Origin of the sequence: Comamonas aquatilis (genome assembly GCF_965139575.1) — a bacterium.
Lineage (GTDB): Bacteria > Pseudomonadota > Gammaproteobacteria > Burkholderiales > Burkholderiaceae_C > Comamonas > Comamonas aquatilis.
Window position 1 is genome coordinate 48353 of record NZ_CBCSIW010000014.1, and the last position, 18545, is coordinate 66897.

The 18545-nt window shown below is 63.4% G+C and carries 14 protein-coding genes; 7 read left to right on the plus strand and 7 right to left on the minus strand.

The window, feature by feature from the left end:
* Nucleotides 1-36: 36 nt before the first annotated feature.
* Entirely contained in the window at nucleotides 37-420 is a 384-nt protein-coding gene (locus tag ACNAZA_RS15600; RefSeq protein ID WP_415797460.1) for a nuclear transport factor 2 family protein, read from the minus strand.
* Nucleotides 421-688: 268 nt separating this feature from the next.
* Between ACNAZA_RS15600 and ACNAZA_RS15605 the strand changes: the two genes are divergently transcribed.
* From ACNAZA_RS15605 to ACNAZA_RS15620, 4 genes are read left to right on the plus strand one after another with little or no spacing between them, the layout of a single operon-like run.
* Complete coding sequence (locus tag ACNAZA_RS15605) at nucleotides 689-2473, plus strand: MdtA/MuxA family multidrug efflux RND transporter periplasmic adaptor subunit (RefSeq protein WP_415797463.1); 1785 nt, start codon at nucleotides 689-691, stop codon at nucleotides 2471-2473.
* A 23-nt stretch (nucleotides 2474-2496) separates the two neighbouring features.
* The gene (locus tag ACNAZA_RS15610) at nucleotides 2497-5694 is read left to right on the plus strand and encodes an MdtB/MuxB family multidrug efflux RND transporter permease subunit (RefSeq protein ID WP_415797464.1); all 3198 of its coding nucleotides are present in this window, start codon (nucleotides 2497-2499) and stop codon (nucleotides 5692-5694) included.
* The gene (locus ACNAZA_RS15615) at nucleotides 5691-8885 is read left to right on the plus strand and encodes an efflux RND transporter permease subunit (protein ID WP_415797466.1); all 3195 of its coding nucleotides are present in this window, start codon (nucleotides 5691-5693) and stop codon (nucleotides 8883-8885) included. Before ACNAZA_RS15610 ends, ACNAZA_RS15615 begins: the two co-directional genes overlap by 4 nt.
* 49 nt (nucleotides 8886-8934) lie before the next feature.
* Nucleotides 8935-10515: an efflux transporter outer membrane subunit gene (locus ACNAZA_RS15620; RefSeq protein ID WP_415797515.1), complete on the plus strand. Its 1581-nt coding sequence runs from the start codon at nucleotides 8935-8937 to the stop codon at nucleotides 10513-10515.
* An 11-nt stretch (nucleotides 10516-10526) separates the two neighbouring features.
* On the opposite strand, the gene ACNAZA_RS15625 is transcribed toward ACNAZA_RS15620, so the two are convergent.
* Complete coding sequence (locus ACNAZA_RS15625; protein WP_415797467.1) at nucleotides 10527-10892, minus strand: hypothetical protein; 366 nt, start codon at nucleotides 10890-10892, stop codon at nucleotides 10527-10529.
* A gap of 120 nt (nucleotides 10893-11012) precedes the next feature.
* On the opposite strand from ACNAZA_RS15625, the gene ACNAZA_RS15630 reads away from it, so the two are divergent.
* Nucleotides 11013-11681, plus strand: coding sequence for an ABC transporter ATP-binding protein (locus ACNAZA_RS15630; protein ID WP_415797468.1), 669 nt, complete (start codon nucleotides 11013-11015; stop codon nucleotides 11679-11681).
* Between the two features lie 23 nt (nucleotides 11682-11704).
* On the opposite strand, the gene ACNAZA_RS15635 is transcribed toward ACNAZA_RS15630, so the two are convergent.
* Genes ACNAZA_RS15635 through ACNAZA_RS15650 form a run of 4 tightly spaced genes read right to left on the minus strand, consistent with a single transcriptional unit; the run spans nucleotide 11705 to nucleotide 14358 of the window.
* The gene (locus tag ACNAZA_RS15635; protein WP_415797470.1) at nucleotides 11705-12526 is read right to left on the minus strand and encodes a LytR/AlgR family response regulator transcription factor; all 822 of its coding nucleotides are present in this window, start codon (nucleotides 12524-12526) and stop codon (nucleotides 11705-11707) included.
* Entirely contained in the window at nucleotides 12523-13593 is a 1071-nt protein-coding gene (locus ACNAZA_RS15640) for a sensor histidine kinase (protein WP_415797471.1), read from the minus strand. Before ACNAZA_RS15640 ends, ACNAZA_RS15635 begins: the two co-directional genes overlap by 4 nt.
* Before the next feature lie 52 nt (nucleotides 13594-13645).
* Nucleotides 13646-13942 carry a 2TM domain-containing protein gene (locus ACNAZA_RS15645; protein WP_415797473.1) on the minus strand — a complete coding sequence of 99 codons (297 nt, stop codon included), beginning with the start codon at nucleotides 13940-13942 and terminating at the stop codon, nucleotides 13646-13648.
* Nucleotides 13943-13956: 14 nt separating this feature from the next.
* The gene (locus ACNAZA_RS15650) at nucleotides 13957-14358 is read right to left on the minus strand and encodes a DUF2306 domain-containing protein (protein WP_415797516.1); all 402 of its coding nucleotides are present in this window, start codon (nucleotides 14356-14358) and stop codon (nucleotides 13957-13959) included.
* A gap of 307 nt (nucleotides 14359-14665) precedes the next feature.
* On the opposite strand from ACNAZA_RS15650, the gene ACNAZA_RS15655 reads away from it, so the two are divergent.
* Both ACNAZA_RS15655 and ACNAZA_RS15660 read left to right on the plus strand, forming a co-directional pair.
* Entirely contained in the window at nucleotides 14666-16834 is a 2169-nt protein-coding gene (locus ACNAZA_RS15655; protein WP_415797517.1) for a TonB-dependent receptor, read from the plus strand.
* Complete coding sequence (locus ACNAZA_RS15660) at nucleotides 16834-18081, plus strand: PepSY-associated TM helix domain-containing protein (RefSeq protein WP_415797475.1); 1248 nt, start codon at nucleotides 16834-16836, stop codon at nucleotides 18079-18081. The genes ACNAZA_RS15655 and ACNAZA_RS15660 overlap by 1 nt, the downstream gene beginning before the upstream one ends.
* Before the next feature lie 61 nt (nucleotides 18082-18142).
* On the opposite strand, the gene ACNAZA_RS15665 is transcribed toward ACNAZA_RS15660, so the two are convergent.
* A complete protein-coding gene (locus ACNAZA_RS15665) occupies nucleotides 18143-18421 on the minus strand; it encodes a PsiF family protein (RefSeq protein WP_120971228.1) in 279 nt (92 codons plus the stop codon).
* Nucleotides 18422-18545 lie beyond the last annotated feature (124 nt).

Here is an 18545-nt window from a genome sequence, read left to right on the forward strand (position 1 = left end):
TTCAAGTCGTCAGTCGTTGAGCTGTGCGCGCGCTGCTTATTGTGGCTGGGCGTGAAAAGCCTTGTTGGCGATCTTCCAGCCCTGCTCGGTCTTGAGCAGCACAAAGTAGTCGGTAAACGTCACCGCTCCGTGGTACAGGGTGACCTTGGCCATGGCAGCCGTGCCCACGATGTCCAGATAGTCGATGGTGCGGCGGCGTGTGGCTTCATCGGCTGCCGGGGTGTTCTTGAAGCGCTGGCAGTAGAAGTCCAGTGTCCAGGAGGTCAGCGGGCCTTCGCGCACCGACTCCAGGCGGGCCGTGGGCATGAAGGCGGCGCGCATGTGCTCGGCGTTGTCTTCGGCGTGGCCGCGCATATACAGCTCCAGCGGCAAGCGCACGGCGGCTTCTTCGGGGTGATTGGTCAGGCGTTCGGTGGTCATATGGTTTTCTCCTTGGAGCCAGATTTCTTGCCGCCGCAAGGCGGACGCAGCAATGGCAGTGTCAGCAGCCAAGCATGAGGCCTGAAAACATGCTCATTGCCACCACGAAAGTCAGCACTGTTTCAGTTTCTGTATGGGGAACTTCAGCAGGTAAACCCAAGGTAAAGCCGGGGTAAATGCTGGCAAAGCCGGCGCCGCCTGACCTGGAGTTCAATTGCAAATAGATACCATTGGCGCCAATTCAGGCTCGAAATTCCTGCGCTCAATCATGTCCAGCACACCCAATCAGCATCCCAACCGTCATTCTCTACAGCGGGGCAAAGTCCGACCAGCGATTCTTGCCAGTGTGGTGCTTGCCCTGGCTGCCGCTGGCGGCGGCTACTGGTGGTATACGCAAAAACAGGCTGCAAGCGTTGATACATCAGCGGCAACCGCTCCTAAACAGGGAGCGGGTGGCCCAGGCGCACGAGGTGCACGCGGCGGGCGCATGGGCCCCGGCGGCCCTGGCGGTGCCGGTCAGACCCAGCCCGTATCGGTGGGCGTGGTGGAGCGGCGTGACATGCGGGTGCTGATCAGCGCCATTGGCACCATGAACGCGCGGGCCACGGCAGTGGTGCGCGCCAAGGTCTCGGGCGAGTTGCTCAAGTTGCATTTCAAGGAAGGTGATGAAGTCAAGGCCGGCCAGCTGCTGGCCGAGATCGATCCGCGCAGCTTTCAGGCCACGCTCAGCCAGGTGCAGGGCTCGCTGGCCCGCGATCAGGCCCAGCTCAAGAACGCCCAGCTGGATCTGCAACGCTACAAGGAGCTGCTGGCGCAGGACTCCATAGCCAGCCAGCAGGTCGATACCCAGGCTGCGCTGGTGCGCCAGCTGCAGGGCACGGTGGCGGCGGATCAGGGTCAGGTCGACGCAGCCAAGCTGCAGCTGAGTTATACCCGCATCACCGCGCCCATCTCGGGCCGTCTGGGTCTGCGTCAGGCCGATCTGGGCAATGTGCTCAACCCCTCCGATACCAATGGTCTGGTCACCATTACCCAGGTGCGGCCGATCGATGCCTTGTTCTCCGTCCCCGAAGCCCATGTCAGCACGCTGGCCGAACAGCTGCGCGCCGGCAAGCCCATGCCGGTAGAGCTGTGGGACCGTGAGCAAAAACAGATTCTGGCCAAGGGCCAGCTCAATGCCCTGGACAACACCATCGATACCACCACCGGCACCGTCAAGGCCAAGGCTGCATTTGACAATGCCGACGGCAAGTTGTTCACCAACCAGTTTGTGAACGTCAAGCTGCAGGTGCGCCAGCTGGAGCAGGTGCTGGTCGTGCCCGCGAATGCGGTGCAGAACAACTACGTGTACCTGGTCAAGCCCGACAAGACCGTGACCCAGCGCAAGATTACCGTGGGCGTCACCGATGGCGACTATGTGAGCGTGCGCGGCGAGCTGGAGCCCGGCGATCAGGTCGTCACCGACGGTATCGACCGCCTGCGCGAAGGGGCCCAGGTGTCGGTCATCGACGCCGACAAGGTCAAGAAGGTGGACCAGGCCGTGCAGGATGCATCCAGCCAGCCGCGCGGTGCCATGCGCAATCTCACGCCCGAGCAACGCGAAAAAGTCTCCAAGATGACGCCCGAGGAACGCAAGGAGTTCTTCCAGAAGCTGCGCGCCGAGCGAGGCGCAAACGGTGGCGGTAACGGTGGAAGTGGCGGCAACGGTGGTCCCGGCCAGGGCCCGCGTGGCGCGGAAGCTCGTGGCGATCAGCCACGCGCATCAGAGGCGCAGGGCAATGCGCAAGCTCCAGCCCAGCGCGAATCCAAGGCTGACGCTAAAACGGATGCCAAGTCGGATGCCAAGCCCGCCTCGCAGGGTGAGGGCAAGCCACAGGCCGGCGCCGAGCGTGGTGAAAGAGCCGAGGGCCGGGGTGACCGTCCCCAGCTGACGCCCGAGCAGCGCGCCAAGCTGGAAGCCATGTCGCCCGAAGAGCGCAAGGCCTTCTTCCAGAAGCTGCGCGCCGAGCGTGCTGCCAGCGGTGAGGGCGCGGCCCCTGCTGCGGGCCGCTGAGCAACTCAGAGCCTGCGGCCATCATGAATCTTTCCCGTCTTTTCATTCTTCGGCCGATTGCCACCGCGCTTTTGATGGTGGCCGTGCTGATTTCGGGCATTCTTGCCTACCGACTGCTGCCCATCTCGGCCCTGCCCGAGGTGGACTACCCCACGATCCAGGTCACCACGCTGTATCCGGGCGCCAGCCCCGATGTGATGACGTCCAACGTCACGGCACCGTTGGAGCGCCAGTTCGGCCAGATGCCCGGGCTGGACCAGATGTCTTCCACCAGCTCCGGTGGCGCATCGGTCATCAGCCTGCGCTTTGCGCTCGACATGTCCATGGATGTGGCCGAGCAGCAGGTGCAGGCCGCCATCAACGCGGGCACCAATCTGCTGCCCAGCGACCTGCCCATGCCCCCGCTGTACAGCAAGGTCAACCCGGCCGATGCGCCGGTGCTGACGCTGGCCATCAGCTCACCTTCGCTGCCCGTCATCAAGATCAACGATCTGGTGGAAAACCGCTTGGCTCCCAAACTCTCCCAGGTCAAGGGCGTGGGCCTTGTGGCCATTGCCGGTGCACGCAGACCGGCGGTACGCATTCAGGCCAACCCTGCGGCGCTGGCCAGCTTTGGCATGACGCTCGATGATGTGCGCTCTGCCATTTCGGCCGCCAACGTCAAGACCGCCAAGGGCAGCTTCGACGGCCCCAACCGTGCCTCGACCATCGATGCCAACGACCAGATGCAGTCGGCGGCCGAATACCGCAATCTCATCATTGCCTTCAAGAACGGCAACCCCGTGCGCCTGTCCGATGTGGCGCAGACCGTGGACGATGCCGAAAACACGCGCCTGGCTGCCTGGTCGGGCACGCCTGAGACGGGCTCCAAGTCGGCCGTGATTCTCAACATCCGTCGCCAGCCGGGGGCGAACGTGATTGCCACCGTCGATGCCATCAAGACCTTGCTGCCCCAGCTCAAGGAGACGCTGCCGGCCTCCATCGATGTGCAGGTGCTGACCGACCGGACCGTCACCATCCGCGCCTCGGTCAAGGACATGCAATTCGAGCTGGCGCTGGCCATTGCTCTGGTGGTGATGGTGATCTTCCTGTTCCTGCGCAGTGCCTCGGCCACGCTGATTCCCAGTGTGGCGGTGCCGCTGTCGCTGATAGGCACGTTTGGCATCATGTATCTGGCGGGCTTTTCCATCAACAACCTCACGCTGATGGCCCTGACCATTGCCACGGGTTTTGTGGTGGACGATGCCATCGTGATGATCGAGAACATCGCCCGTTATGTGGAAAAGGGCGAGCCGCCCATGCAGGCCGCGCTCAAGGGTTCCAAGCAGATTGGCTTCACCATCATCTCGCTGACCATTTCTCTGGTCGCGGTATTGATTCCGCTGCTGTTCATGGGCGACGTGGTGGGGCGCTTGTTCCATGAATTCGCCATCACCATGACGGTGGCAATCCTGATCTCGGCCGTGGTCTCGCTCACGCTCACGCCTATGCTGTGCGCGCGCCTGCTGCGCCACAAGCCCGAAGGCGAGCAGCAAAAAGCCGAGTCCAAAGGCATTGGCGCGGCCGTGGCGCGCTTTTTTGACAAGGTGATTGCCGAGTACGGTCGCATGCTGACCTGGGTGCTGGATCACAGCAAGCTGACCTGGCTGGTGTTCATCGCCACGCTGGTGGTCACGGTGCTGCTGTACTTTGTCGTGCCCAAGGGCTTTTTCCCCGAGCAGGACACGGGCACGATTGCCGCGACCACCGAGGCCGACCAGTCCATTTCTTTTGCGGCCATGGCCGAGCGCCAGCAGGCCCTGGCCGAGCATTTGCTCAAGGACCCGGCCGTGGCCTCCATCTCCTCGTTTATCGGCGTGGACGGCACCAATACCACGTTGAACACCGGCCGCATCCAGATCGACCTCAAGCCCCATGGTCAGCGTGACCGTCTGCCCGTGGTGCTCAACCGCCTGGCCGAAGATTCCCAGGCCGTGCCCGGCATACGCCTCTATGCCCAGCCCGTGCAGGATTTGACGATCGAAGACCGCCAGGCGCGTACGCAGTACCAGTTGCTGCTGTCTTCACCCGACATGACGCAGCTGACCGCCAGCACCAAGACCCTGGTCGAAAAGCTGCAGCAGCTGCCGCAACTGCTGGATGTGAGCAGCGATCTGCAGAATCAGGGGCGCCAGGCCTATGTGCAGATCGACCGCGCCCAGGCCAGCCGTCTGGGCGTGACGGTGGCATCGGTTGACTCGGCGCTGTACAACGCCTTCGGCCAGCGCCTGATCTCCACCATCTTCACCCAGTCCAATCAGTACCGCGTGGTGCTGGAGGTGGCGCCCCAGTTCAAGGTCGGCCCCGAGGCGCTGCAGAACATCTATGCCGCTTCAAGCACCGGTGCGCCGGTGCCGCTGTCGTCGATTGCCACGGTGAGCGAGCGCCCCATGGCGCTGGCCGTCAACCATGTGGGGCAGCTGCCGGCGGCCACCATCTCCTTCAACACGGCGCCCGGCGTATCGCTGGGCCATGCGGTGGAAGCGGCGCAGGCCATCATCCAGCAACTGCGCGACGAAGGGCAGATTCCGCTGTCGGTGGATTCGCAGTTCCAGGGCGCAGCGCTGGCCTTCCAGGCCTCGCTGTCCAACACGCTGCTGCTGGTGCTGGCCGCCATCATCACCATGTACATCGTGCTGGGCGTGCTGTATGAAAGCACGATTCACCCGATCACGATTCTCTCGACCTTGCCTTCGGCCGGCGTGGGGGCGTTGCTGGCCTTGCTGATCGCCGGGCTGGATCTGGACATCATTGCCATCATCGGCATCATCTTGCTGATCGGTATCGTCAAGAAAAACGCCATCATGATGATCGACTTTGCGCTGGACGCCCAGCGCGAAGAGGGCATGAATGCGCGCGACGCCATCTATCAGGCTTGCCTGCTGCGTTTCCGTCCCATTCTCATGACCACGCTGGCGGCCCTGCTCAGCGCGCTGCCCATGATGCTGGGTACGGGCGTGGGCGCCGAGCTGCGCCAGCCTTTGGGCGTGACCCTGGTGGGCGGCCTGCTGGTCAGTCAGTTGCTGACGCTGTTCACCACGCCGGTGATCTATCTGACCTTTGAAAACTGGGCCGAGAACTGGCGCACCAAGCGCGGCCTGTCGGCCGTCAAGCAGGTGCCGCATTCCGAAGCGGAAGTCATGGGCGAGGAGCGCGGCGACCAGGGTGGGGCGCGTCCATGAGCATTTCCACGCCCTTCATCTTCCGCCCCATCGCCACCATGCTGCTGACGCTTGGCATGGCGCTGGTGGGCGGCATGGCCTACTTTCTGCTGCCGGTGGCACCTCTGCCGCAGGTGGACTATCCGACGATTTCCGTCACCGCCAGCCTGCCCGGCGCCGCACCCGACACCATGGCCGCCACCGTGGCCACGCCGTTGGAACGGGCGCTGGGCAGCATTGCTGGCGTGAACGAGATGACGTCCAGTTCCAGCATGGGCAGCACCCGCATCACCTTGCAGTTCGATCTGACGCGCACCGTGGACAGTGCGGCCCATGATGTGCAGGCCGCCATCAACGCCGCGCGTACCTTGCTGCCCTCGGGCATGCCGGGCAACCCGACCTATCGCAAGGTGAATCCGGCCGATGCGCCCATCATGATTTTGGCACTGACTTCGGATTCGCTGACGCGCGGCCAGATGTATGACGCGGCCAGCACCGTGCTGGCGCAAAAGCTGGCCCAGGTCGAGGGCGTGGGCCAGGCGTCGATCAACGGCGGCGCCTTGCCTGCCGTGCGCGTGGAGCTGGACCCGGTGCGGCTGGCCGCCAATGGTGTCTCTCTCGATGCGGTGCGCACGGCCATCAGCGCCACCAATGCCAACCGTCCTCTGGGCGCGGTCGAGCGTGAAGACCATTACTGGCAGGTCGCCACCAACGACCAGGCCCGTACGGCCGCCGAATATGCGCCGCTGGTGCTGCGCTGGAACAACGGCAATGCCGTCCGCTTGTCCGATGTGGCCGATGTCAAGGACTCGGTACAGGATGTGCGCAACTACGGCGTGATGAACGGCAAGCCCGCCGTGCTGCTGCAGGTCTTCAAACAGCCCGACGCCAATATTCTGCAGGCCGTGGACAAGGTGCGCGCCATGCTGCCGCAGCTCAGGGCCTCTATTCACCCTGCCATCGACGTGACCGTGATTTCGGACCGTACGCCTACGTTGCGCGCTTCGGTCAAGGAAGTGCAGAACGCGCTGCTGATCTCGATTGCGCTGGTCATCATGGTGGTGTTCGTGTTTTTGCGCCGCTTGCGCGCCACGCTGATTCCCGCCGTGGCCGTGCCGGTGTCGCTGATGGGCACCTTCGGCATCATGTATCTGTGCGGCTACACGCTGGACAACCTCTCGCTGATGGCGCTCACGGTGGCCGCCGGCTTTGTGGTGGACGACGCCATCGTGGTGCTGGAAAACGTGATGCGCCATATGGAGCGCGGTAAGTCCGCCATGCAGGCGGCCATCGAGGGCGCACGCGAGATCGGCTTTACCGTGGTCTCCATGAGCCTGTCGCTGATCGCGGTGTTCGTGCCCATTCTGTTCATGGCCGGCGTCGTCGGGCGCTTCTTTCGTGAGTTTGCCGTGGTCATGTCGGCGGCGATTCTGGTGTCCATGATCATCTCGCTGACCACCACGCCCATGATGTGTGCAGCCTTGCTGCGCACGCCCGCCGAAGAGGAGCGCCGCCGCGCCGAGCGTGCCAAGCGCCCCTCCACGCGCCGCTGGGATGCGTTCTGGTTGCGCATCTCGCAGGCCATGGACCGTTTTGAAAAACGCCTGACCGCCTTGTACCGTCGCACGCTGGCCTGGGGCCTGCGCCACCAGCCCGTGGTGCTGCTCTGTCTGGCTGCGGTCATCGGTCTCAATGTCCATCTCTACCAGACCATAGACAAAGGCTTTATGCCCAGCGAGGACACGGGCCGCGTCATGGGCTTTATCCGCGCCGATCAGTCCACGTCCTTTCAGGCCATGGAGCGGCGCATCAAGCGTTTTCTGGATGTGGTGCAGCAGGACCCGGCCGTGGAATATGTGACCGGCTTTACCGGCGGCGGCCAGGCCAATTCGGCCAATATGTTCATGTCGCTCAAGCCCATGGCCGAGCGCAAGGTCTCCAGCGACGAAGTCATCAACCGCCTGCGTGAAAAGCTCAAGGACGAGCCCGGCGCGCGCCTGTTCATGGTGACCCAGAGCGATGTGCGCATTGGCGGACGGCAAAGCATGTCGGCCTATCAGTACACGCTGCAGGCCGACGACACGGCCGAGCTGCGTCTGTGGGAGCCGCGCATTCGCCAGGTGCTCTCGACCCTGCCCGAGCTGACCGATGTGAACAGCGATGTGCAGGACAACGGCATGCAGACCAAGCTGGTCATAGACCGCGACCAGGCCACGCGTCTGGGTCTGACGGTTTCGCAGATCGACAATACCTTGAACGATGCTTTTGGCCAGCGCCAGGTGGGCGTGATCTACAACCCGCTCAACCAGTACCGCGTGGTGATGACGGCCGCGCCCCAGTATCTGCAAAGCCCGGAGACGCTGCGCGGCTTCTTCTTCGTCAACAGCGCGGGTCTGCAGATTCCGCTGACGGCCTTTGCCAAGATCACCACCTCGACCACGCCGCTGTCCGTGCAGCACCAGAGCGGCACGCCGGCCAGCACGGTGAGCTACAACCTGGCGCCCAATGCATCGCTGTCGCAGGCCAATGATGCGATTCGCAATGCCATGCTGGAGCTGGGCGTGCCGGTGTCGATTCGCGGCAGCTTCAGCGGCTCGGCCGGAGCCTTCCAGCAGGCGCTGGCGGGCCAGCCGCTATTAATTTTGGCGGCCATCATCACCATCTATCTGGTGCTGGGCATACTCTATGAAAACCTGGTGCACCCGCTGACGATTCTGTCTACGCTGCCTTCGGCCGGCGTGGGCGCGCTGCTGGCGCTGATGCTGTGCAAGACCGAGTTTTCGCTGATCGCCTTCATCGGCGTGATCTTGCTGATTGGCCTGGTCAAGAAGAACGCCATCATGATGATCGACTTCGCGCTGGAGCGTGAGAAAAGCGGTCACGCCAGCGCGGCCCAGGCGATTTACCGTGCCTGCAATCTGCGCCTGCGCCCGATTCTGATGACCACCATGGCCGCACTGTTCGGTGCGCTGCCGCTGGCCCTGGGCCGGGGCGATGGTGCAGAGCTGCGCCAGCCGCTGGGCATTGCCATCGTGGGCGGGCTGTTGCTCAGCCAGTTGCTCACGCTCTACACCACCCCCGTGGTTTATGTGCTGCTGGACCGTATCCGCCGCCGCGTGCTGCGCGGCTGGGCGGCACGTCCGGCCTGGTTGCGCCATGGCGCAGCCGCCCAAACTGCGCCCACGCCTGGGGTACTGAATGCCGGCAAGTGAGATCACCATGCAAGAGATAAATCTGAATCAAATCGGCCTGAAGTTCAGGATGAACAAGCGCGAGAAGCTCACTTTTTTGAAGTCTTCGCCGCGTCTGCTGCCCTTGGTGGCGGCGCTGTTTCTGGCAGCTTGCTCCATGCAGCCGCTCTACCAAGTGCCCCAGATGCAAGTGCCTGCCCAGTTCAAGGAGGCCACACCCCAGGCCGCGCAGTTCGGCATCTGGCAGGCGGCCCGACATGGTGCAGACGGCCAACCCGTGCTCGTGTCTGCACAGTGGTGGACGGTGTATGGCGATGCCGTGCTCAACCAGCTGCAGGATGCAGCTGCCAAGGCCAACCCCAGCGTGGAGCAGGCCGTGGCCCGCTTGCGTGCGGCCCAGGCCAGCGTGGCCAGCAGCCGCGCCGCGCAACTGCCCACCCTGGGCACCACGGGCAGCGGCAGCCGCGCCCTGACCGGTGGCGGCACCTATAGCAACACCAATGGCGAGAACGTGGCGCGCAGCGGCAGCATCAACAACAACTTCTCGCTGGGGCTGAGCGCCAGCTGGGAGCTGGATCTCTGGGGCAAGCTTTCGGGTGCGGTGGACTCCAGCCGCGCCAGTGCCCAGGCCAGCGGCGACGATCTGGCAGCGGCCCGCCTGTCCACCCAGGCCTCGGTGGCGCAGACTTATTTCTCGCTGCGCGCGGCCGAAGCCCAAGCTGTTTTGCAGCAGGAAAGCCTGGAGGCTTACGAGCAGAGCCTGAAGCTGACGCAAAACCGCTACAAGGCCGGCGTAGTGTCCTCGGCCGACGTGGCCCAGGCAGAGTCGCAATACAAGAGCACGCAAGCGCAACTGCTGGAATCGCAAACCACACGCGCCCAATATGAGCATGCCCTGGCCGCCTTGCTGGGCAAGGCGCCGGCGGCCTTCAGCCTGCCGGTGACCGGCGTGCTGCCCACGCCGCCTGCCGTGCCCGCCATGCTGGCTTCCACCTTGCTGGAGCAGCGTCCCGATATCGCGGCGGCCGAGCGCCGCGTGTTTGCGGCCAATGCCCAGATCGGCGTGGCGCGTGCGGCCTACTTCCCATCGCTGACCTTGTCGGCCAGTGCGGGTTATCGCAATTCCATGCTGTCCGAATTGCTCAACGCGCCCAATCTGTTCTGGTCGCTGGGCCCGGCGCTGGCGCTGAATCTGTTTGACGGCGGTGCACGCAATGCGGCCGTGGAATCGGCCCGCGCATCGCTGGATCTGGCGGCGGCCACTTACAAGCAAACCGTGCTCACGGCCTTGCAGGAGGTGGAGGACAACCTGGTGGCCGCCACCCATCTGACGCAAGAGGAAGCCCTTCAAGGCGAGGCCCTGGTGGCCGCCCAAAAATCGCTGACGGTGGCCAACAACCAGTACAAGGCAGGAATCGTGGCCTATCTCAATGTGCTCTCGGCCCAGACCACGGTGCTCAGTGCGCAGAACAATTTGATCAGCGTGAAGAACCGCCGGCTGACGGCGGTCAATACCTTGCTCAAGAATGTGGCCGGGCGCTGGGAGCCCGTGGACGGCAAGGCAGTTGCCCAGGCCGCAAATCAACCCGTTACTCAGTCCGTTACTCAGTCCGTTACTCAGTCCGTTACTCAGCCCGCTGCTGTGCAGTGAGTCGCTGCTGCTCAGTTATCGAGTTCGAAGGCCTCGCGCAGCGCATCGCCAAACTGCTGCGAACCTGAAATCGACAGATTGACGGTGGTGCGGCCCGGTGCCGCGGCGGCCAGTTGCAGGCGGCCGCTGGCGGCGTCAAATCCCGCAGGCAGCGAGGCGCCGTCATCGTCCTGGGCCTGCAAGTCGTAGTCCCAGTCGAAACCGTCGTCCACCGCGCCCTGGCGGCCGGCAAACGACTGCTGGGCCCAGCGCAGCAGCTGTTCAATCTCGGCGGCCAGCGCCGGTACTCGCTCGGCTTTCACACAGGCCATGGCGTCCCAGGTGCCTGTGCCTTCTTCGTCTTCGCTGTAATCAAAATCCAGATAGTCCAGGGCCATGGCATATTGCGGGTCAACAAAACAAGGCGGCTATTTTGCCCGCTGCAGCCTGGACCGGGTGGTCGGCGGGTTTTTGAATAAATAATGCCTGTAGCCCCAATGGAGTAATCGCGGATAGCTATGAATTCAGTAGTAAATGCATTGCAGAGCCAAGCAGCCATGGTGCAGGCGGACGGCCTGCGCTTTGGCTACCCCGGTCTGGTGCTGGCCGATGCTGCCAGCCATGTGTGGCCCGCAGGTCTGTGTCTGATTCAGGGCGATGAAGCCACAGGCAAGAGCAGCTGGCTTAAAACTTTGGCGGGTCAGCTCAAGCCCCAGGCCGGAGCGCTGAGTTACCTCTTTGCCGCAGACGGTCGCTTGCCTGCACATGAGCTGTACTGGCAGGACCCGCGCCAGATTTTGAGCGAAGCGCAAAGCCGCGTGCTGGTGGCCGACTGGGTAGCACAGCAGCAATCGTTGTACCCGCACTGGTCCGCGCCCGAGATGGCCAGACATGTGCAGGGCTTCGGGCTGGAGGTGCATTGGCACAAGCCGTTGCTGGCGCTGTCCAGCGGTTCGCTGCGCAAGCTGTGGATGGCGGCAGGCTGGGCCAGTAGTGCGGCTCTGACCTTGCTGGACGAGCCGCTGGCGGCGCTCGATCTGGCGTCGGAGCGCTATGTGCTACAGGCGCTGGCGCAGATGGCCGATGGCCTGAAAGACCCGGCCCGGCCGCGTTCCGTCATCGTGGCGCACTGGGATGCCATGCAAGGCATTGGCTGGGATGATGTGCTGGCGCTTGCGCCGCGCTGAGGTGCTTTGGTCCGAGTGGCTCTTCACATGGGCTTGAAGCGCGTGGCATAGAGACGGCTGACGGCCAGCTTCTCGGGGCGGTGGTGCAGCAGCAGCCACATGCGCCCGGCCTCGTCGCGCTGCACGCGGTCTATGGCGGCGGCCCGCACCACGGTGGCGCGATGGACTTGCCAGAACTGATCGCCATCGAGCTGGAGCAGCAAGTCCTTGAGCGGGGTGCGCAGCAGATATTCCTGGGTGGCGGTGAGCACGCGCACGTATTTGTCTGCCGCTTCCAGATAGACGATGTCCTGCACCTTCACCATATGGATCTGGCTGCCCACGCTGGCCTGAATGATTTGCAGCGTTGCGGCCCCTTGGTTGCTGATTTTGCGCAACTGCTGCTGTATTTGCTGCAGCTGCAGCAGCTGTTCCAGGCTTTGCTCCAGGCTGGCGGTAGCGCTCTGCTGCTGGCGGCTGGCCCACCAGTTTTGCAGGCGTTGCACGCTGCGCTGCAGCTTGTCGGCCTGCACGGGCTTGATCACATAGTCCATGGCCTGGGCCTCAAACGCGGCCAGAGCGTACTGGTCGTAGGCGGTGACAAAGACCAGGGCCGGTAGAGGCAGATCGGCGGGCCAGCGGTCGGCAATGTCGGCGGCAGCGTCCAGCCCGCTTTGACCGGGCATGCGGATATCGAGAAACAGCATGTCGGGCAACTGCTCCAAGGCCTGCTGCGCCGCGCTCAGCCCGTCGGCCACGCTGGCGATGATCTCCAGCCCGGGCCAGGCCTGGGCCAGTGCCTGCTGCAAGGCCTGAGCCAGCAGGGGTTCGTCTTCGGCAATCAGGGCGCGTGGTGCTGCAGTCATGGCGAGGCTGGGTTCAAGGGAAATTGAATGGTAGCCTGCGTACCACCTGCGCCAGCTGCTATCAGTTCGAGAGTGGCTGTCTGGCCGTAGCGGGTGGCCAGGCGCTCGCGAATCTGCTCCAGGCCAAAGCGGCTGCCTTCGGTGGCCGGACTGGTGCTCATGTCTTGGTCTATGCCGCAGCCGTTGTCGCTGACGCTCAGTTGCAGGTACTCGCCCATCTGCCTGGCCTGCACCTGTATATGGCCGCCCGCCAGCTGGGGCTCCAGCCCGTGGCGAATGCTGTTTTCCACCAGCGGCTGCAGCAGCAGTGGCGGCACAGGCAGCTGGCTTAGCGATTCGGGCAGGTCCAGCGCAAAGCTCAGCCGGGAGCCCATGCGGATCTGCATCAGGGCCAGATAGTCGGCCAGCAGGGCAAATTCGGCCTGCAGACTGTGCGTGCCGCTGCGCGAACCGCTGAGGGTGGCGCGCAGATAGGCGATCAGGTGGTCCAGCATATGTGTGGCACGCTGCGGGTCGCTGCTTATCAGCACGCGCAGATTGGCCAGGGTGTTGAACAGCATGTGCGGCTCCAACTGGGCCTGCAACAGGCCCAACCGGGCTTCGGCGGCCTGGCGCTGCGCTTGTTCGGCCTGCATCTGCAGATGGCGCGCCTTGCCCACCACATAAAAGCCCCAGGACATGAGGATGCTGGTGGCAATGGTGATGGCCATGGGAAACAGCATGGAAGGTGGTGCGGCCTGCTGTAGCTCGGGCCGCAGGGCACGGATGTAGCCCTGGCCTATGAGGCTGCCAAAACCAAAGCCCAGGGCAATGCCCAGCACCACGATGAAGGGGCCGCGCAGGCCGCGCGGCCAGGGAATCTCCTGCGACTGGCTCCAGCGCAGTCTGGCCAGGTCAATGGTCAGCCAGCTGATCAGGCCTATGGCCAGCGAATAGACCAGGTTCACATCCCACGGACCTTTGCCTGCGGCAGTGAGTGCGGCCGTGATCAGCAGGCACGCGGTCAGCGTGACGGCACCGTGACGCAACAAGGTGCCGGCAAGCGATGAAGTGGGCAGGGAGGGCATGGGCTTATGGTACGTGGGCCAGGGTGTAGCGAGGTAGAGGCTGGATGAGTGGCTAGCGCTTTTCGGTGGACTGCAACTGCTCGAGTTCGCGCTCCACCATGCGCTTCCACCAGGGGCTGTTGGGCGAGGTCAACCAGACCGCTAGCCCATGCGCCAGCAGGCCCAGACCCCAGCCCAGAGCCGGATAGAGGGCCCAGTGCCGTCCCTGGCTCCAGGCCAGAGTGATAAGGCCCAGATTGACCAGCACATAGACCATGGCGTGCAAATACCAGCCCAGCTTTTTGCCGGCGCTGCGGCGGGCTTGCTGATATTGGGCGGCTTGAGAGTCCTGGGTGAAGTTGCGGTTCATGGTGATGTCCTGTTTCAAGCAAGTGATTGAACAAGCAGGTCGCCCAGCAGACGACCCGGCAGCAGGGTGAAAAGCCCGGCCGTCACGCAGGCGCCAAAGTAGAGCTTGCGCATGATGCGGCGGTGCTGCTCCACACGGTGGTGGGCCAGATGCCAGAACGACAGGGCCAGGCTGACCAGCGTGATGGGGATCAGCAGGTGGATGGGCGTGTAGCCCCAGAGGTTGGGCAGCCGCCAGTCGCGGATGAACAGGGCCGACAAGGCGGCACCCAGCATCAGCGTGACAAAGGCATAGCCGGCGGCACGATGCATGCGGGGGCGGGCTTCCGAGCCGTTGCGGCGTGCCCACAAAGCCACCGGGCCTATGGCGGTGGCACCTATGGCGCAAAAAGCGTGAATGGCGATCAACGGTGTCAGCTACATGGCGTCTCTCCTGGGCTTAGGGGAGACTTTGCAAGCGAGCCGGCAGCCAAGCCAGGGCTTTGCGATCAAGCGACGAAAGCAAGGCCTGAAATGCGCGAGAGCGGCGCGAACGGCGGCGACGGTACGCTGCTGGCGGTGTCATGAAGCAATTGCTCACACAGGCCTATAGCGCGATTTTCCATGGGTGGCTAGCTGTTTGTGCAGAAGGCAGTCTGGCTGCAAGGATGTTTCATATCTGCTGGCAAACCGGAAACTTCTGTTTTGTAATGCTGATGAAAATAATTCTCAATTCCATTTCATGATGTTCTCCATTCGCCAGATTTCCTTGGCTGCGATTGCCCTGTGCAGCCAGCAGGCCTTGTTTGCCCAGACTGCCCAGCCCGCCGAAGCCACGCTGCAGGCCGTGACGGTGGAGGCTAGTGCCGATGCTTCGGCTCAGGGTCTGGCCAAGCCCTTTGCCGGCGGTCAGGTGGCAACCGGCGCACGCATGGGCGTGCTGGGTACGCAGAACTGGAAGGACTCCTCCTTCTCTTCCACGGCCTATACCGGGCAGCTGATCGAAGACAGCCAGTCCAAAAGCGTGGGCGATGTGCTGCTCAATGATCCTTCCGTGCGCCAGGCGCGCGGCTTTGGCAATTTTCAGGAGATGTACATGCTGCGCGGCATGCCGGTGTACTCCGACGACATTGCCTACAACGGCCTTTACGGCCTGCTGCCGCGCCAGTACGTGGCAGCCGAATTCTTCGAGCGGGTGGAAGTGCTGCGCGGTGCCAATGCTTTCCTCAACGGCGCGGCGCCGGGCGGCAGCGGCATTGGCGGCGTCATCAGCCTCTTGCCCAAGCGTGCAGGCAGCGAGCCGTTGTCCCAGGTGGCGACCGGCATTCAGACCGGCGGCCAGGCTTATGCCTCCACCGATCTTTCGCGCCGCTTCGGCCCGGATCAGAGCGCGGGCGTGCGCCTGAATGCGGTGCACCGTGAAGGGGGCACGGGCATCAAGGGCGAAGACCGCTCGCTGACGGCCATCGGTCTGGGACTGGACTGGCGCAGCCGCGATGTGCGCCTATCTGCCGACCTGGGCTATCAACGCAACAGCTACCGTGGCGGCCGTCCCAGCGTGACGCCTTCGGACTTCATTCCTGCCGTGCCGGACAACAAGACCAATTACGGCCAGGACTGGACTTATTCCAAGGAGCGCGATCTGTTTGCCACTTTGCGCGGCGAATGGGATATCAATGCCACGACCACCGCCTGGGCGGCTGGCGGTCTGCGCCGCAGCAAGGAAGACAACTCCAACAGCGGCGTGACCATGCTCAACACCGCCGGCGACACCACGGGAACGCGTTTTGACAACACGCGCAAGGACCGCGTGGGCACGGCGGAAGTCGGTATCCGCACCCGCCTGCAGACCGGCAGCGTGGGCCATGAACTGGTGGCCTCGGCCAGCACCTATTCCGCCACCGAGTCCGGCGCCTGGGCCATGGGGCTGGGGGTGAGCAACAACCTGTATCGGCCTTATGCCAGCGCAGCACCCGACTATGTGTTTTTTGGCGGCAGCCTGGGCAATCCCTATAAGGTGGGCGAGACCCGATTTGACAGTTTTGCGCTGGGCGACACGCTGTCCATGCTGGACGACCGCCTGCGCGTGACGCTGGGCTTGCGCCATCAGCGCATGGACCAAAGCAGCTATGACTACAACACGGGTGCGCAGACCGACAGCTACAAGAAGTCCGCCACCACGCCATCGCTGGCCTTGGTGTTCAAGGCCACGGACGATGTTTCCGTCTACGCCAACTACATCGAAGGCCTGACCAAGGGCGCGGTGGCCCCGGCTCTGGCCAACAATCTGCCGGTGTTCAATGCCGGGCAGGTGTTTGCGCCCTATAAATCCAAGCAAAAGGAAGTGGGCGTGAAGTGGCAGCGCGGCGATCTGGGCGCGACGGCTGCCTTCTACACTACGGATGTTCCCAGCAGCTATGTGCTCAACCAGGTGTTCGGCCAGAACGGCAAGCAGCGCAACCAAGGTCTGGAATTCAATGTGTTTGGCGAGCCGCTCAAGGGCTTGCGCCTGCTCGGCGGCCTGACGCTGACGGATGCCAAGATCAAGCAGGCGGCTGATGCCAGTCAGAACAACCGCTATGCCATCGGCGTGCCCAAGCGCCAGGCCACGGTGGGCGTGGACTGGGATGTGCCGGCAGTCTCCGGCCTGTCGCTCAATGCGCGCGTCATCCATTCCTCCGGCCAGTACGCCAATGCCAGCAACACCATGAAGGTGGCGGGCTGGACGCGTACCGATATCGGCGCGCGCTATCTGGTGGATCTGGGCAATAACCGCATGCTCACGCTGCGCGCCCGTCTGGACAATCTGTTCGACAAGAACTTCTGGGCCTCGGTGGGCGGCTACCCAGGCTCCAACTATCTGGTGCAGTCGGCTCCGCGTACGCTGTCGCTCAGCGCAACCGTCAACTTCTGATGCGCGCACTCTGGACGATTGTTCACCGCTGGGTCGGGCTGTTTCTGGCGGGCTTTCTCGTCATGGCCGGGCTCACGGGGGCTGTGCTCTCCTGGGATCACGAGCTCGATGACTGGCTCAATGCCGACATGCTGCACACGCCGGGCAAGGGCGCACTCAAAACGCCGCTGGAGCTGGCGGCTGTGGTGCAGGCGGCCGACCCGCGCGTGGACATTTCCTATATGACCCTGGGTCTGAGTCCAGGCGAAGCGGCGTCCTTCATGGTGCGCCCGCTGGTGGACCCCGCCACGGCCAAGCCTTATGTGCTGGACTACAACACGGTATTCCTGGACCCGGTGACGGGCATCATCACCGGGCACCGAGATTCCAAGAGTGTGGCCTTGAGCCTGCGCAACCTCATGCCCTGGCTGCGCAATCTGCATGAAAGCCTGCTCAGCCCCACGTTTGCCGGCAGCAACCGCTGGGGTTACTGGTTCATGGGCGCCCTGGCGCTGCTGTGGCTGGCAGACAGCTTCTGGGCGCTGGTGCTGACGCTGCCGGTCAAAAGAAAGCCGGCTCAGGGCAAGGCCGAGAGCGTCAGTCCTGGAAAATCCTGGTGGCAGCGCTGGTTGCCGTCCTGGCGCATCCGCTGGGGCGCCGGTGCTTACAAGCTCAACTTTGACTTGCACCGTGCCGGTGGCCTGTGGATCTGGGGCGTGATCGTGGTGGTGGCCTTTACCTCGTTCTCGATCAATCTCTACCGCGAGGTGTTCTATCCGGTGATGAGCAAGGTCTCCACCACCACGCCGGGGCCGTATGAAACCCTCAAGCCCGCGCCTTTCGGCAGCTTTATCGAGCCCAAAATCTCGTTTGCCAAGGCCATAGAGATTGCCAGGCTGGAAGCTCCCAAGCTGGGCATTGCCACGCCGGCCGGCGGCATCTGGTATGGCGGCGATTTCCCGTTCTACAACATCTCCTTCTTTGACCCCGAGAACGAGGTTGGCGCCATGGGCATGGGGCTGTCCAATGTCTATGTGAGTTCGGACACCGGCCAGGTGCTGGGCAGCTATCGTCCCTGGCATGGCACGGCGGCCGATGTGTTTGTGCAGCTGCAGCTGCCGCTACACAGTGGGCGCATTCTGGGCACTTTCGGCCGCGTGCTCATGTCTTTTGTCGGTGTGATGGTGGCCATGCTGTCCATCACCGGCGTGGTGATCTGGTGGCGCAAGCGCCGCGCGCGGCGCAAGCCAGGCGTGGTGATCGCCTGAAGCAAAAACGCCACGGTGTATGCCATGGCGTTTTTGCTTTTGGTGAGAGGGCTGTGCGGGCTCAGCTCTTTTTCAGGCACTCGCTCATAAAGGCTTTGCGCTCGTCGCCTTTTTTGCCAGTTGCATCGGCGTTGCAGGACTTCATGCGTTCCTGCTGGCGCTTTTTGCCGTCGGACAGGCAGGACTTCATGAACTCCTTGCGTTCATCGCCTTTTTTGCCCGTGGCTTCGGTGTTGCAAGTGCCCATGAGCTGCTGCTGGGCTGTTTTGGGTTTGTCCTCTGCGGCCATGCCCATGCTGCAAGCCAGAGAAGCAACTGCCAAGACAAGGAGTTTTTTCATGATGGTGTGATGCTTGAAAAACGCCGACAGCCGGCGCGCAGCCATTGCAGCACAGCTTGGCGGCTTTGCCTATCGCCTCAGCGCGTGCGTGTAAAAGTTTGCGATTGCGGCCACGCTACCGGGG

Coding starts and splice junctions, on each gene's coding strand:
- ACNAZA_RS15600 (WP_415797460.1), bottom strand. CDS start 420: ATGACCACCGAACGCCTGACCAATCACCCCGAAGAAGCCGCCGTGCGC.
- ACNAZA_RS15605 (WP_415797463.1), top strand. CDS start 689: ATGTCCAGCACACCCAATCAGCATCCCAACCGTCATTCTCTACAGCGG.
- ACNAZA_RS15610 (WP_415797464.1), top strand. CDS start 2,497: ATGAATCTTTCCCGTCTTTTCATTCTTCGGCCGATTGCCACCGCGCTT.
- ACNAZA_RS15615 (WP_415797466.1), top strand. CDS start 5,691: ATGAGCATTTCCACGCCCTTCATCTTCCGCCCCATCGCCACCATGCTG.
- ACNAZA_RS15620 (WP_415797515.1), top strand. CDS start 8,935: ATGAACAAGCGCGAGAAGCTCACTTTTTTGAAGTCTTCGCCGCGTCTG.
- ACNAZA_RS15625 (WP_415797467.1), bottom strand. CDS start 10,892: ATGGCCCTGGACTATCTGGATTTTGATTACAGCGAAGACGAAGAAGGC.
- ACNAZA_RS15630 (WP_415797468.1), top strand. CDS start 11,013: ATGAATTCAGTAGTAAATGCATTGCAGAGCCAAGCAGCCATGGTGCAG.
- ACNAZA_RS15635 (WP_415797470.1), bottom strand. CDS start 12,526: ATGACTGCAGCACCACGCGCCCTGATTGCCGAAGACGAACCCCTGCTG.
- ACNAZA_RS15640 (WP_415797471.1), bottom strand. CDS start 13,593: ATGCCCTCCCTGCCCACTTCATCGCTTGCCGGCACCTTGTTGCGTCAC.
- ACNAZA_RS15645 (WP_415797473.1), bottom strand. CDS start 13,942: ATGAACCGCAACTTCACCCAGGACTCTCAAGCCGCCCAATATCAGCAA.
- ACNAZA_RS15655 (WP_415797517.1), top strand. CDS start 14,666: ATGTTCTCCATTCGCCAGATTTCCTTGGCTGCGATTGCCCTGTGCAGC.
- ACNAZA_RS15660 (WP_415797475.1), top strand. CDS start 16,834: ATGCGCGCACTCTGGACGATTGTTCACCGCTGGGTCGGGCTGTTTCTG.
- ACNAZA_RS15665 (WP_120971228.1), bottom strand. CDS start 18,421: ATGAAAAAACTCCTTGTCTTGGCAGTTGCTTCTCTGGCTTGCAGCATG.